Origin of the sequence: Paenibacillus sp. FSL R5-0713 (genome assembly GCF_037973325.1) — a bacterium.
Classification (GTDB): Bacteria; Bacillota; Bacilli; order Paenibacillales; family Paenibacillaceae; genus Paenibacillus.
The window spans coordinates 4,624,666-4,639,672 of the sequence record NZ_CP150229.1 but is presented as its reverse complement, the minus strand read 5'-3'; the positions used below and the strand labels follow the sequence as shown (position 1 = coordinate 4,639,672).

The 15,007-nt window shown below is 47.1% G+C and carries 11 protein-coding genes; 10 read left to right on the top strand and 1 reads right to left on the bottom strand.

The window, feature by feature from the left end; translation table 11 throughout:
- The first annotated feature begins 165 nt into the window (after positions 1–165).
- The 5 genes from MKZ12_RS20690 (at position 166) to MKZ12_RS20670 (ending at position 3,765) form a co-directional block, all read left to right on the top strand.
- Positions 166–1,080: a decaprenyl-phosphate phosphoribosyltransferase gene (locus tag MKZ12_RS20690; RefSeq protein WP_339256403.1), complete on the top strand. Its 915-nt coding sequence runs from the start codon at positions 166–168 to the stop codon at positions 1,078–1,080.
- Between the two features lie 18 nt (positions 1,081–1,098).
- Complete coding sequence (locus MKZ12_RS20685; protein WP_339256401.1) at positions 1,099–1,731, top strand: HAD family hydrolase; 633 nt, start codon at positions 1,099–1,101, stop codon at positions 1,729–1,731.
- Positions 1,719–2,048, top strand: a complete 330-nt coding sequence (locus tag MKZ12_RS20680) for an EamA family transporter (protein WP_017687326.1) — start codon at positions 1,719–1,721, stop codon at positions 2,046–2,048. The genes MKZ12_RS20685 and MKZ12_RS20680 overlap by 13 nt, the downstream gene beginning before the upstream one ends.
- Complete coding sequence (locus tag MKZ12_RS20675) at positions 2,035–2,355, top strand: EamA family transporter (RefSeq protein WP_339256399.1); 321 nt, start codon at positions 2,035–2,037, stop codon at positions 2,353–2,355. The genes MKZ12_RS20680 and MKZ12_RS20675 overlap by 14 nt, the downstream gene beginning before the upstream one ends.
- A 105-nt stretch (positions 2,356–2,460) precedes the next feature.
- Positions 2,461–3,765 (top strand): DUF6080 domain-containing protein, encoded by a 1,305-nt coding sequence (locus tag MKZ12_RS20670; protein WP_339256397.1) that lies wholly within the window; start codon positions 2,461–2,463, stop codon positions 3,763–3,765.
- A gap of 91 nt (positions 3,766–3,856) precedes the next feature.
- On the opposite strand, the gene MKZ12_RS20665 is transcribed toward MKZ12_RS20670, so the two are convergent.
- The gene (locus MKZ12_RS20665; RefSeq protein WP_339256396.1) at positions 3,857–6,532 is read right to left on the bottom strand and encodes a YhgE/Pip domain-containing protein; all 2,676 of its coding nucleotides are present in this window, start codon (positions 6,530–6,532) and stop codon (positions 3,857–3,859) included.
- Positions 6,533–7,240: 708 nt separating this feature from the next.
- Between MKZ12_RS20665 and pyrR the strand changes: the two genes are divergently transcribed.
- The 5 genes from pyrR to carB all read left to right on the top strand — a co-directional run bounded on the left by pyrR (position 7,241) and on the right by carB (position 14,905).
- Entirely contained in the window at positions 7,241–7,804 is a 564-nt protein-coding gene (gene pyrR / locus MKZ12_RS20660) for a bifunctional pyr operon transcriptional regulator/uracil phosphoribosyltransferase PyrR (protein WP_339256394.1), read from the top strand.
- On the top strand, positions 7,801–8,715 hold the full coding sequence (locus MKZ12_RS20655) for an aspartate carbamoyltransferase catalytic subunit (RefSeq protein WP_253439283.1): 915 nt from the start codon (positions 7,801–7,803) through the stop codon (positions 8,713–8,715). The genes pyrR and MKZ12_RS20655 overlap by 4 nt, the downstream gene beginning before the upstream one ends.
- 127 nt (positions 8,716–8,842) lie before the next feature.
- Positions 8,843–10,147 carry a dihydroorotase gene (locus tag MKZ12_RS20650; protein WP_339256392.1) on the top strand — a complete coding sequence of 435 codons (1,305 nt, stop codon included), beginning with the start codon at positions 8,843–8,845 and terminating at the stop codon, positions 10,145–10,147.
- A gap of 395 nt (positions 10,148–10,542) precedes the next feature.
- Positions 10,543–11,685 carry a glutamine-hydrolyzing carbamoyl-phosphate synthase small subunit gene (gene carA, locus MKZ12_RS20645; RefSeq protein WP_062835434.1) on the top strand — a complete coding sequence of 381 codons (1,143 nt, stop codon included), beginning with the start codon at positions 10,543–10,545 and terminating at the stop codon, positions 11,683–11,685.
- 1 nt (position 11,686) lies between these two features.
- Positions 11,687–14,905 carry a carbamoyl-phosphate synthase large subunit gene (gene carB / locus MKZ12_RS20640; protein ID WP_339235868.1) on the top strand — a complete coding sequence of 1,073 codons (3,219 nt, stop codon included), beginning with the start codon at positions 11,687–11,689 and terminating at the stop codon, positions 14,903–14,905.
- The last annotated feature ends 102 nt before the right edge of the window (positions 14,906–15,007 follow it).

The window sequence follows — 15,007 nt, the reverse complement described above, 5'->3', positions numbered from 1 at the left end:
ATTAATCATGTGTGAGAACAAAGAGACCGGTAACGGTCTCTTTTTTTATGTTTATATTAGATTTTTTTCATTTACTCCCTTTACAAAATTATACAAGCAACATATGATTAGATCTTTACGTTATTTCTTATATACAGAAGTTGTTTTTGAAGGGAGTTATTACAATTGTTATCATCACGAACGAGTACGGTATCCTCACCGGCTACAGGAACAGGAAGTACAGTGTCAGGATTATTCAGATTGTTAAGACCCAAACAGTGGACTAAAAATCTGCTGTTATTTGCTGCGTTACTATTCTCTTTTGAGGAGATTCGGGCTGAAACCATTCTTGCGACTTTGCTTGGTTTTATTCTATTTAGCTTCGTTGCAGGCTGTGTTTATATTTTAAATGACTTTGTAGATCGGGACAGGGATCGACAGCATCCGGTGAAAAAGTATCGTCCGATGGCTTCTGGGCAGGTAAATCCGAGTCATGCTTTATTGTTTGGTATTATTCTGTTAATCCTTTCCGTCGGAACGGCCTTCATGATGAACCCTCTATTCGGCGTGTTATGTATTGTTTATTTCCTATTGAATGTATCATATTCATTTGTGCTGAAACATCTCGTTATCCTGGATATGATGACCATTGCAGCCGGCTTTGTACTTCGTGCCATTGCAGGTGGTGTGCTGATCCATGTACCATTCACACCGTGGTTTTTGATCTGTACCATGCTGTTGTCATTGTTTTTGGCCATTGGCAAACGCAGAAATGAACTTACGCTGCTTGAGGGGAATACGGGATCGCACCGTAAGGTTTTAGACAACTACTCCATTACGTTGCTGGATCAATTCAATACGATTGTGACGACAGCTACGATTATCAGCTACTCTCTATTCACATTCACTTCAGACCGGACCATCCATCTCATGTGGACCATTCCACTGGTCATTTACGGCATGTTCCGTTATCTGTATCTGATCCACATGAAGAACCAGGGAGGCTCGCCCGATCGTGTACTGTTTGAGGACAAGCCCATATTAATTACGGTGATTTTGTATGTGATCAGTGTTGTTACCATTTTTACTATCTTTGAATAAAGGCTGAGGGGGATCAGGGTGAAAAGCACGAAAGTCGCAATTTTTGATATTGATAAAACAATTATACGCAGTGATTCCATGTTTCAATTTGTGCACTACGGTGTTCGCCGTTACCCGTGGCAGGTATGGAGATTACCTGTCATCGCATTACATACTGTTTTATTCAAGGCAGGCTTCATGACTGTTGAACAAGTCAAACGATCCTACTTTCAAGAAATTGAGCGTATGTCTGAAAAAGATCTGGAACATTTCTTTGATACTCGCTTGCGTACGTCCATATTTGCCGAGGCCAGTGTAGAGATGCAGCATCGCAAAGAAGCAGGATATCATGTCTTGCTGGTCACTGCATCTCCGCATGCCTATATGAAATACTTTAAAAACTTCCCCTGGGTGGATCATGTCATCGGAACTGAACTTGTCCGTCATGCGAATGGTTACACATGCAGGATTGATGGCAGCAATTGCAAAGGGGAAGAGAAGGTACGCCGAATTCAGGCTTATCTGAGGGAGAAGGATATGGTCATTGACTATGACCAGTCATGTTCCTACTCGGACTCCTTATCCGATCTTCCAGTCATGCAGCTAGTGAGTCAACGATACTTTATTAACAAGCGTGTTCCGGACATGGAGGCATTAACGTGGGGGAAATAAAATCGCGTCATACCGGTAAATGGTTGATGCTCGTCTCCGCATTTCTGACAGCAACGGGTCAATTGTTCTGGAAATGGGGACTAACCGAGTGGATTTACCTTGGTGTTGGTTTTCTGTGTTATGGACTTGGAGCGATTTTGATGATTAAAGCTTTTGCTCTGGAAAAACTCTCTGTTGCTTATCCTCTGATGTGTGCCAGCTACGTATTTGCCTTAATCTATGGATATTTTTTGCTTGGGGAAGAAATTACGGTGCAGAAGCTGGCAGCAGTTGTGTTGCTTGGAATCGGGGTGACATTAACCAGTGTTGATCGATAGCTGGATGGTTGCCGTTTTAGTTGTCATGACATTGTGTGGTGCACTGGGCGGGGCTGGACTGAAGGCTTATGCATCTAGTCGCAATCGTCTGCATGTACTCATGGGACTCGGATTCTACGGAACCGGTGCGTTGCTGAATATTGTATTGTTGAAGTTTCTCCCATTAACCGTAGTACTGCCTGCCAACGCATTAACCTATGTTTGGACTCTGATCATTGCGATGCTGGTATTTAAAGAGGCAGTAGGGCCTTTACGCTGGATTGGCGTGGCGTGTATTATGGGGGGCCTATGTTTATTGGTGCTCTAATTTGAACCATCCATTATATACACGAACACTGCGATGACAGAATGACCTTCCAATCGCTCAAATTATGATGGTTTTTTATAAAATTTATTGGATGTGAATGATAGCATGAAATTTTTGGACTACTTATTTTATAATCGCAGAGCCAACTGGACAGCCTTTTACCTGTTTGCAGGATTTGCTCTATTTTATGGTTTAATGAACGGCTCGTACGTTCTGTACATTGAAAATAATGCGGAATTGCTTGGGAAGTATAGCCCTTTTAATACGACGCTGTTTCCACTCAATATATTCAACTTTGATCCTTCAATGTATTATGGGGACAACAGTTCTTCTGTTATTCATCCGCTGATTTCCTTTTTGGCAGTCACCGTTGCGGCTGTAGCGAAGCTGCTGGGAGGCAACTGGTTCTTTCTAATTTTGCAATCGCTGGTGAATGCAGGTTCGGTAGTGCTGGCGTATCTCTTCCTGAGTCAAAAAGAAGATAGACCGACGATTATACCTTTGCTGTTCGCCTTACTGTTTGGTTTCAGTTCCTACCTCATGTATACTGCGTTGATCCCGGACTCGTATCCTTATGTACAGTTCGTTATTCTGTTCTCCGTGGTTTACATGCAGTATACGCGTGAGCGTCAGGACGTACGATATGTACCCAATGCATTGCTTGCATCGATTAACTTCGGATTAACCTCAACCAATATCGTACCGTTTGCTGGTGCCAATTTCTTCAATATGCATGCATGGCGTGATAAGGCGAATTTGAAAAAATACATCGGCATCATGGCACTGGCAGTTCTGATGATTGCCGTATTAACAGGTGTTCAATATGTTGCATTTGGAGGTCGCAGCTGGGTTAGTAACTGGCTATTGGGCATTCAAAATGGTGGAACTAGCTATGCAACACCATTCCAGTTCGCCATTCACTGGAAAGCATTGAACATGTTAACCATCAATCCGATGATGACACCGAAGATGCATTTACTGGACCCGGGCATGGCTGCCTTTGTTACGGATCTATCCCGTTCCAATCCAATCGTTGTACAGATTACAGGTATCTTTATTTTATTACTGGCACTCATGGGCTTCATCAAGGGCATTCGTGAACGTGAAGTGTGGACACTTGTGCCATATATTCTGTTTGCCTTTTTGCTTCATGTAGTCGTGGGCTTTGGTCTGGCAGTATTTCAATATGATATGTACCTGTATGCGGGACACTATCTGTTTGCGTTCTTCCTGTTGGGTGGAGGTTTCGTCATCAGCCTGCGTCCGGGATTGGGGAAAAAAGCGATTATAGGCTTAATCATGTTATGTGTTATCGTTACGGCAAGTAACAACATCTATCGCCACGTAGAAACATTAACAACAATCAAGCAATCCTATGATCAATTGGAACAGGACCGGTCAGTGAAATAATCAAGATGCAGCGATTCTCATAATGAAATAAGATAAGGCCATGGGATGGAAAGTCCTATGGCCTTATCTTTATTTGTGTCAAGCTAATGAGTTAAGCAATAATTTTGGTCTTCTTGGCATTCTCGGCTGAACGTTTGGTGAGACTGCTGAGTGGGCGTTTCAAAGCGAGAGCAACAATGAGACTCAGCGCGATGAACAAACACAACCACAGAATATCCTTGATGGCAGTAGACCACAATATACCGCCGACCGACTCACGCAGCAGACTGATCGCATACGTGAAGGGCATGAACGGATTCAATGCCTGGAAAAAGGGGGATGTCATGCTGATTGGGAACGTACCGCCAGAGCTGGAGAACTGGAACACCATAAAGATGATGGCGATCCCTTTTCCGATATTTCCAAAAACGGACAGCAGGGTGTACGTGATGGTGACAAATACGGCACTCACCAACATGGCAAACAGGACAAACCACAGTTTATCGGCGACATAGGTACCCAGGATTAAGATATCTCCCAGGGTGACGCATATCGCCTGAAGCAACCCAATGGTCAGAAAAGTAGCGAGGCGTCCAAGATATAACTCATATCCCCGGAACTTGCCCTCTGGATTCTCAGCTTCGGCACGAAGCAGAGAAATCAGCAGTGTCGAGCCGACCCACAAGGACAGCACGCCATAAAATGGTGACATGGCCGATCCATAATTCGGAATCGGGTAAAGCTGCTGTTCCTTGATTTGCACTGGGCTTGCAAGGAAAGCACTCTCTTCTTCGATATCGCCGCGCAGAAGTTTGGCGAGCTCGGCAAACTGGTTATTACCTTCGACTTCTCTAAGTTTGTCTGCCGCTTTGCTGATGGCACTTTCCAATGCTGGCAGATCATCACGTACCAGTGTGGCAACACGATGGACTCCTTTTTCGACCTCCGGAAGCTGGTTCTGAACAAAATCGGATGCCTTGCCTATTTGTTTCTCGGCATTAGGCAGATCATGACGAACAAAATCAGCCGCTTCGTTCAGTTTGGTTCCCAATTTGGGCAGATCGGTCCGGATTAAGGAAGAGACGGTGTTCAAAGCTTGAATAAAACCTTCACTTTTGCTTGCGAGTGTCTCTGATATCTCATGGATCTTGGATTGGATTTGAGGCAGGTCGCTCTGGATTTTCGTCAACTCGGTCTGTCCAAACGTAATCCCTTCTTTGGCAGATGCAAGAATGTCCGCAATATCCGGAATTCGATCTCTTGCTCCTTGCATTGCACTTGAAGAAGTGGAGAGGATGGACCGCAATTTATCCACGCCAGCCGATAGAGCCGGTGATATGTCACTTTCATACGTAGTCAAGAGATTGCCAATGCCGCTGCTAATGTCTTTGGAGAGCAAATTTAACTGAGCGACGACGTCTGCGGGTAGCGTTGTATTGCGGCGCATGGCATCACTGATGATGCCAGCCAGCCGGATTTGCAACTGCAGTTTATCTGAAACGGAGTTCAAATGCTGAATTTGTTCGGTAAGTGGGTGGCTTGGAAGTAAATTGTCTATTTTGCCCAGCAGTTCTGCCATACTGTCGACAAGTTTTACCGCATTCCCCAAACGTGCAGCAATCCGGTCCAGATCTTCTGCTGTGGGCAGGTTATCAAGATCCGAATCCTGCAATTGGGAAAATACTTCTCCAGCAGCGTTGGTAATCTGCTGCACTAGCAGCAGATTCTGGCGGATCGTTGGGCCAATAGCCTGGAACGCTTCTTCACTTGAATCTACAAATTGATTCAAGCCTTCAGCCAGCTCAATCCCGTTGCCAGCGATTTGGGATACCTTGTACAGATCTTGTTCTGCGGCCGTTACGATAGAGAGAGCCTTGTCGGTTTTATCCAGGGCTGTTTGAATGACAACTGATACCTGACCAAAGTTTTCATCCACTTCTCGAATGCGTTCTACCGCTTTTTGTATATCCGGTATCCGCCCTTGAATAGCCAGCACTTCCGAAGCCGCATCATTAATTTGTGGCCAATACTCCTGCACCTTGAGCACATACTTTGCCGCTTCATTGATTTCAGGTAGTTTTTTTTCGATTTCGACGATCTTTTGAGCATCTTTTACAATCTCAGGCATGGCTTTTTCCACTTCCAGTACCTTTTGACCCGCGGCTTGGATGGCCGGAAGATTTTTCTCCAGGGTGAAAATGCCATTCTCCATCTTGCGCAAAGTTGGAAGCTGGGCGTTAATTTCAACCCCGGCTTCCTTCAACTTGGTAAGAACGGCCTCACTGACGGCTTCAGTGAAATTTTCATTGATTTGTGTTGTTATGGCAGATACACCAGAGCCTGTGATTTTGGGAGCAATGGCATTCACCTTCTCATTAACAGTATAGATTACCTCTGGACGCTCCAGCTTTCCGTCAACAATACCTGTAATTTTGGACGAAAAGTCTCCGGGAATGAGCAGGCTTGCATAGTACTCTCCAGTTTGTACACCTCGACTGGCCTCAGCCCGATCTACAAAAGTCCAGCCCAGCTTTTCGTTGTGTTTGAGGCTGGATACCAGTTCGTCTCCGATATTGACATTGGTTCCTGCAACAGTTGCACCCTCGTCTTCAGTTGTCACTGCAATTTTGATCCCCTGGGTGTTACTGTACGGGTCCCATACGGACTTCACGTTGACCCAGTCATACACCCCGGGCAGTAAGATGATAGCCACAATTAGAAATATACCTGTGGGAACCTTCAGAATATGCAACCAGTCTGTTTTGTAAACGTGCCAAATGTGACGCATGACTTCCTCCTAAATGTACATAAATGTAGGGCGTATCTTAATTCCATGTCGCATAGCTGCGAATCTTATGTATATCGGCATTACAGCAGCATCTATGAATGGGTTTATGTTTATAAACTGTACCCATTTCAGTGGGTACTAATGCAGAGCCTACATATATTACGTAAGATGAAACTGACTGCTTGTTCCAAAAAGAAGTGTTTTGTGTCTACTTAAGCATAGGCAGAGGTTTATTTTGGTTATATCAAATTTCTCATTTGCCTATGGATAAATATGCAGAAATGTTGTATAATTATGAATAACCAATGAGATGAATTGTGCATGGATGTTTTTCAGGCTAACTGCTGATTCTAACAAGAACGTAGCAGAGGGTTTTCACCTGCGATGGTGAGGTGTTGACAGGGGGTTGTCTTTCTGTCATAATTCATGAAGACAAACGGACATATTGATTACAGAACCCTGTGAGGTCCTGCAATATGAACGACATGAATAGCACCTTTAAATCAGTCCCGTGAGACTGGCAAGGTAACGTGAACGATACATCGTTTTTTGCTGCGGCAAATGAAGCGATGCATCCCCGAGAGTAAACTTTCTTCAGAGCGGTCTGAAGTTCGGAGACTCCTTGCCAATAAACACGGCAAGGAGTCTTTTTTGTTCTCCTCGTCACGGGGCCATGATCTGAAGGGAAATCCTGAGGAGGCTGAACGCATGAGCACAGAGACACATGTCATTATGGATGAGACGGCGATCCGCCGCGCATTAACACGGATTGCCCATGAGATATTGGAGAAAAACAAAGGAATCGATGATTGTGTGCTGGTCGGTATCCGTACACGCGGGGTTTACCTCGCAGAACGGATTGCCGCGAAGATTGAAGAAATCGAAGGCGCCAAAGTCCCCTGGGGAGAACTAGATGTGACTCCTTACCGCGATGATCGCTTTGACGAAAACAAGGCGAATCGCAAGGAAATGTTGATTATGACACCTGAATCACTTTCGATCCATAACAAAAAAGTGATCTTGTTCGATGATGTGCTCTATACCGGACGTACGATTCGCGCAGCGATGGATGCCCTGATGGACTGTGGAAGACCGCAGAATATTCAGCTGGCGGTACTCGCAGACCGTGGACACCGGGAACTTCCGATTCGACCTGATTTTATCGGCAAGAATGTGCCGACTTCCAAATCAGAAGAGATCGAAGTTGCACTCATGGAAACGGACGGACAGGACGAAGTCAAAATCACTCAGAACCGGGGGGAGCAAGCATGATGATTACACAGACAGCATTGAGAGACCGGAGCTTGCTTGGACTGAAGGAACTTAGCCGAGGAGAGATCGAGTCCATTCTGAACAGGGCGGCTCACTGGGAAGCGCAGAAAGAGAAACTGGTTCCTGTACTTGAATCACGCTTCGTTGCGAACATGTTCTTCGAAAACAGCACCCGCACCCGCTTCTCCTTCGAAATGGCAGAGAAACGCCTGGGCGCACAAGTGCTGAACTTCACGGCAGCCGCATCCAGTGTGGAAAAAGGAGAGTCCATCTACGATACGGTGCGAACACTTGAGTCGATGGGCATTGATGCAGGCGTGATCCGGTTGAAACCGGCAGGCGTTCTGCAACAGCTGGCTAAGAAAGTGAGTGTTCCGCTCGTGAACGCCGGAGACGGCAACAATGAGCATCCCACACAGGCGTTGCTGGACCTCTACACGATGCGGAAAGCATTTGGCGAACTGAAAGGCTTGCGTGTTTCCATCATAGGTGACATTCTGCATAGCCGCGTAGCACGCTCCAACCTGTGGGCACTGCAAAAGTTCGGCGCAGATGTACGCTTCTGTGCACCGCAAACGATGCAGGCACCGGAACTCGCAGAGCATGCTCCTTATGTTGGTTTTGAAGAAGCGCTGGATGCAGATGTAGTCATGATGCTCCGTGTTCAACTGGAACGTCATCAACATGGCTTAATTACTTCAGCTGAGGATTATCGCGAACACTACGGATTGACGGAAGAACGGGCGTCACGCCTAAAACCAAGCACCATTATCATGCACCCTGCTCCAGTGAACCGCAACGTCGAGGTAGATGACGCGGTTGTGGAGAGTGAAGCATCGCGGATCTTCCCGCAGATGGCAAACGGCGTTCCCATCCGCATGGCGGTTATGGAACGTGCGATGAAACTGTAACAGGGTCTGGCTGTGGGTCATAGGCTGACGAAGATGGCAGTTCTTATAGAGCAATAAGAGAGTAAACGATAAAGAAAATCATCCGGTTTACCTGGTAAGCCGGACAGAACCGAAGCGGAGGGCAATTATGCTACAGATTATAAAGAATGCGAACATCTTGAACCAACAAGGGGAACTTGAACGGAAAACCATCATTATAGATGAAGGTAAAATTAAAAAGATCGCTGGCCTGGAAGATCAAGCCGTATTGGATGCCGAAAAGTCAGCGCATCATGTGACAGACGCATCAGGCAAACTGGTCATTCCGGGATTGATCGATATGCACGTGCATCTGCGTGAACCTGGATTCGAACACAAAGAGACGATCGAGACAGGTGCCCGTTCAGCAGCACAAGGTGGTTTTACAACGATTGCCTGCATGCCGAACACAAGACCGGTTACAGACACAGCGGAAGTTGTGAAACTGGTACTGGATAAAGCCAAAGAAGCCGATCTGGTAAAAGTGTTGCCTTATGCAGCCATTACCAAAAACGAACTGGGTCGTGAACTTACCGATTTTGCCGCCTTGAAAGAAGCAGGGGCTATCGGATTCACGGATGACGGTGTCGGCGTACAAAACGCTCAAATGATGAAAGATGCCATGAGCCTTGCGGCAAGCATGGATATGCCAGTGATCGCACACTGTGAAGATGACTCACTGGTTGTCGGTGGATATGTGACGGAAGGCGAGTTTTCCAAACGTCATGGTATTAAAGGCATTCCTAATGAATCCGAGGCTATCCACGTAGGCCGGGATATTCTGCTCGCAGAAGCAACGGGAGTTCATTACCACGTCTGCCACGTAAGCACAGAGCAATCGGTTCGCCTGATTCGTCTGGCGAAATCCATCGGTATTAAAGTAACTGCTGAGGTGTGTCCGCACCATCTGGTGTTGTCGGATGAAGATATCCCGGGCATGGACGCCAACTGGAAGATGAACCCGCCGCTACGCTCACCACGTGATGTGCAGGCGTGTATCGAAGGTTTGCTGGACGGCACGCTGGACATGATCGTAACCGATCACGCGCCACACAGTGAAGAAGAGAAAGCCAAAGGCATGGAGCTGGCACCTTTCGGTATCGTAGGATTCGAAACAGCCTTCCCACTGCTGTACACGAAGTTTGTGGAAACTGGACTTTGGAGCTTGGACTTCCTGGTAAAACGCATGACAGCTGATCCGGCACGTGTATTCCGACTGGATACAGGCAAACTGGAAGAAGGAGCACCAGCGGATATCACGATGATTGATCTGAACGAGGAAAAAGCAGTTGATCCTGCAACGTTTGCAACCAAAGGAAGAAACACCCCATTCACAGGCTGGAAGCTGAAAGGCTGGGCTCTACAAACATGGGTGGATGGCAAAAGCGTGTGGAGCAACACTGTACAACAATAAAACGGTAATTTAGTAAATTGATAAATTACTAACTCTATATCTTTAAATCAGTAACAGTAATTCTAAAACTTAATCTACAACTTTTACACCAGTAACATCTTTTCAACTAACTCGAGGCAAATCATGCCGAGAGTCTAACATACGAAACAAGCAAAGTTGAATGTCATGATTTTGAACTTGGACACCAACGTAACTGCGGAGCGGACAGAAAAGACCCGAAGAAGCAAAGCGTTCGCCTTTATCACCGGATTACATCATTTGAAAAATGATAAAAAGTAATCCGGGGATAACAGCGATCAAAGGGTTTTCTGTACGCGGAGCCGCACAATCGTAACGTCCCCCATGTTCAACCCAAATGCCATTCAACGTTGATAAACACAGAGGAGTGAAATGGGATGCAGGCACAGGCAAGATTATTGTTGGAAGACGGCACACTGTTCACCGGGAAAGCATTCGGTGCTGAAGGTGAAACGACAGGTGAGGTCGTTTTTAATACGGGAATTACAGGCTATCAAGAGGTGCTTTCGGATCCTTCCTATTGCGGTCAAATCGTAACCATGACGTATCCGCTGATCGGAAACTACGGTATTACGCGTGATGACTTTGAGTCGATTCGTCCATACGTACACGGTTTCGTTGTACGTCGTCATGAGCCAACGCCGAGCAACTGGCGTGCGGAATATAGCGTAGACAATCTGCTCAAGGAATACGGTATCGTAGGAATCAGCGAAATTGATACACGCATGTTGACTCGCCGGATTCGTCACCACGGCACAATGAAGGGAATTCTCACAACAGGATCGAAGCCTGTGGAAGAACTGCTGGAGATGATGGGAGACACCACCATCGCCGAGCTGCGTAACCAGGTGCCTATGACTTCTACAGAGCATGTCTACAACAGCCCGGGAACGGCTGAACGTATTGTGCTCGTGGATTATGGTGCCAAAACAGGAATCTTGCGCGAACTCAGCAAACGTAACTGTGACGTTGTCGTTGTTCCGCACGATGTAACAGCAGACGAGATTCGTCGCCTGAACCCGGACGGTATTCAACTGTCCAACGGCCCTGGGGACCCGAAAGATGTACCTCACGCAGTTAAAATGATCAGTGAACTGCTTGGCGAATACCCGATCTTCGGCATCTGCCTGGGTCACCAATTGTTCGCACTTGCGGCAGGAGCAGATACCGAAAAACTCAAGTTTGGACATCGCGGAGGAAACCACCCGGTGAAAGAGCTGGAGAGCGGACGTTGCTTCATCACATCCCAGAACCATGGTTTTACCGTAAACGAGGAGTCTGTGAAGAGCACGGACCTGGAAGTTACACATATCAACAATAACGATAAGACTATTGAAGGTCTGAAACATAAATCCTTCCCGGCATTCTCGGTTCAGTATCACCCAGAAGCAGCCCCGGGTCCTTACGACAACAGCTATCTGTTTGACCGCTTCATCGAGATGATTCGCGAGCACAAAATCACTAACCCGCAAAAGCCGCGTCAAGCCGTATTGGCAGCCGCAGTGAAAGGAGCACAATAACATGCCGATTAACAAAGATCTCAAAAAAATCCTGGTGATTGGTTCCGGTCCAATCGTCATCGGTCAAGCGGCCGAGTTCGACTATGCCGGTACACAAGCTTGCCAGGCTCTGAAAGAAGAAGGCGTGGAAGTTGTACTTATCAACAGCAACCCGGCGACCATTATGACCGATACTAACATGGCTGACAAAGTCTACATTGAGCCAATCACACTGGATTTTGTAACCCAAATCATTCGTCAGGAGCGTCCAGACGGCTTGTTGCCAACACTGGGTGGTCAGACAGGTCTGAACATGGCTGTGGAACTGGCACGTGCAGGCGTGTTGGAACGTGAAAATGTAAAATTGCTCGGAACGCAGCTGACATCCATCGAGAAAGCGGAAGATCGTGATCTGTTCCGTGACCTGATGCGTGAACTGGAACAGCCTGTACCTGAGAGTGTGATCGTAACGACACTCGAAGAATCACTTGAATTTGCAGCTGAGATTGGCTATCCAATCATCGTTCGTCCAGCCTATACGCTGGGCGGAACAGGCGGCGGAATCTGTGCGAACGAAGAAGAACTGCGCGAAACTGTGGCAGCGGGAATTCGTTACAGCCCAATTGGGCAATGTCTGGTCGAGAAGAGCATTGCAGGCATGAAAGAAGTCGAGTATGAAGTTATGCGGGACAAAAACGATAACTGTATCGTTGTCTGCAACATGGAAAACTTTGACCCGGTAGGTGTTCATACAGGCGACAGTATCGTTGTAGCACCAAGCCAAACCCTGTCGGATCGTGAATATCAAATGCTGCGTTCAGCTTCACTGAAGATCATCCGTGCCTTGAACATCGAGGGTGGATGTAACGTACAGTTCGCACTGGACCCACACAGCTTCCAATACTATGTTATCGAAGTTAACCCACGGGTAAGCCGTTCATCGGCGCTGGCTTCCAAAGCAACGGGTTATCCGATTGCGAAAATGGCTGCCAAAATTGCCATGGGTTACACACTGGACGAAATCGTGAACCCGGTAACAGGCCAAACATATGCTTGCTTCGAGCCAACATTGGATTATATCGTGAGCAAAATCCCACGCTGGCCGTTCGACAAGTTCATCTCGGCGAACCGTAAACTCGGAACTCAGATGAAAGCAACAGGCGAAGTAATGGCCATTGGCCGGACATTCGAAGAGTCGATTCACAAAGCCGTGCGCTCCCTGGAGATTGGTGTACACCGCCTTTACCTGAAGGATGCCGAAACGCTGGATGAAGATACGCTGAACGAGCGTCTGATCAAAGCGGATGATGAACGTATCTTCCTGATTGCCGAAGCATTCCGCAGAGGATATACGCTGCAACAACTGCAAGACCTGACCAAGATTGACTGGTGGTTCCTGGACAAAATCGAGGGTCTGATCGCATTCGAAGATCGTATTCGCGAAGAATCCGAATTGTCTTCCGATGTTCTGTATCAAGCGAAACGCCTTGGATTCACGGACCGCGCCATTGCCGAACTGCGTGCGCAAGGTCAACCTGGTGGCACATTAACGACGGAAGCGGAAGTTAGAACTCGTCGGGAAGAAGAGAACCTGCGCCCAGTGTACAAAATGGTAGATACGTGTGCAGCCGAGTTCGAAGCAACAACGCCATATTACTACTCAACATACGAGACTGAGAACGAAGTGATCCCTTCCGACAAGCAAAAAGTTGTGGTACTGGGTTCAGGACCAATCCGGATCGGTCAAGGTATCGAGTTTGACTACTCTACTGTACACGCTGTATGGGCTTTGCAAAAAGCAGGATATGAAGCAGTCATTATCAATAATAACCCGGAGACGGTGTCGACGGACTTTAATACATCAGATCGTCTGTACTTTGAACCACTCTTCTTCGAAGATGTCATGAACGTGATTGAACAGGAGAAGCCAGTAGGCGTTATCGTGCAGTTCGGTGGTCAAACGGCCATCAACCTGGCAGCACCACTGCGTAATGCAGGTGTAACGATTCTCGGAACGGATCTGGAAAGCATCGATGAGGCGGAGGACCGCAAGAAGTTTGAGCGTCTGCTCTCCCGTCTGGAGATTGCACAGCCGAAAGGTAAAACGGTCATTTCCGTTGATGATGCTGTAGAAACAGCTCAAAGTCTGGGCTACCCGGTACTGGTTCGTCCTTCCTATGTACTCGGCGGTCGTGCGATGGAGATTGTATACTCTGATGCAGAATTGCTCACGTACATGGAGCAGGCGGTTAAAATCAATCCGGAGCATCCGGTACTGATCGACCGTTACATGATGGGTAAAGAAGTTGAGGTTGACGCCATCTGTGATGGTGAAACGGTATTGATTCCGGGCATTATGGAACATATCGAGCGTGCAGGAGTTCACTCTGGTGACTCCATCGCGGTATATCCTCCTCAACACCTGTCCCAGGACATGAAAGAGAAAATTGTAGAGATTACAATCAAAATTGCGAAAGAACTGAAAACGGTAGGTTTGGTCAACATCCAGTTTGTTATCCATGATGGCCAAGTGTACATTATCGAGGTAAACCCGCGCTCATCCCGTACCGTACCATTCTTGAGCAAAGTAACCAACATTCCGATGGCGAACCTGGCAACACAAGCCATTCTGGGTGTAAAACTGAAAGATCTTGGTTATGTTGACGGGCTATGGCCTGAGTCGGACCATGTATCTGTCAAAGTTCCGGTCTTCTCCTTCGCGAAGCTGCGTCGTGTAGAACCAACCCTCGGACCTGAGATGAAATCCACAGGTGAGGTTATGGGTCGTGACCCGAATTACGCTAAAGCGTTGTTCAAAGGTCTCATCGGGGCAGGAATGAAAATTCCGGCAACCGGAGCCATTGTCGTGACTGTAGCAGACAAAGACAAGGACGAAGCTGTACCATTGCTCGAAGGTTTCTACAGACTGGGATACAAACTCATGGCTACCGGCGGAACTGCAGCTGCGCTTGAAGCAGCGAACATTCCGGTAACGACGGTGAACAAATTAAGCGAAGGTTCGCCGAACATTCTGGATATGATTCGCAGCGGCGAAGCGAACTTTGTCTTCAACACACTCACCAAAGGCAAAACACCACAGCGTGACGGATTCCGTATTCGTCGTGAAGCGGTAGAGAATGGTATTGTATGTATGACTTCACTGGATACGATTCGTGCGCTGCTGATCATGCTGCAAACAATCAACTTCTCTTCAGAAGCAATGCCTGCCTTTGTAAAATAAATATTCACTGATGAAGGACATCAGTCAGCCTGCGGGCTGGCGAGATGTCCTTTATATCGGGCAAAAACGGAAAAAATGAGCAAGTGGAGGGGAGCGCTGGTG

What these genes read in the sequence shown, in the direction of transcription:
- MKZ12_RS20670 (WP_339256397.1), top strand. Translation starts at nt 2,461, where the DNA reads ATGAAATTTTTGGACTACTTATTTTATAATCGCAGAGCCAACTGGACA.
- MKZ12_RS20665 (WP_339256396.1), bottom strand. Translation starts at nt 6,532, where the DNA reads ATGCGTCACATTTGGCACGTTTACAAAACAGACTGGTTGCATATTCTG.
- pyrR (WP_339256394.1), top strand. Translation starts at nt 7,241, where the DNA reads ATGAGCACAGAGACACATGTCATTATGGATGAGACGGCGATCCGCCGC.
- MKZ12_RS20655 (WP_253439283.1), top strand. Translation starts at nt 7,801, where the DNA reads ATGATGATTACACAGACAGCATTGAGAGACCGGAGCTTGCTTGGACTG.
- MKZ12_RS20650 (WP_339256392.1), top strand. Translation starts at nt 8,843, where the DNA reads ATGCTACAGATTATAAAGAATGCGAACATCTTGAACCAACAAGGGGAA.
- carA (WP_062835434.1), top strand. Translation starts at nt 10,543, where the DNA reads ATGCAGGCACAGGCAAGATTATTGTTGGAAGACGGCACACTGTTCACC.
- carB (WP_339235868.1), top strand. Translation starts at nt 11,687, where the DNA reads ATGCCGATTAACAAAGATCTCAAAAAAATCCTGGTGATTGGTTCCGGT.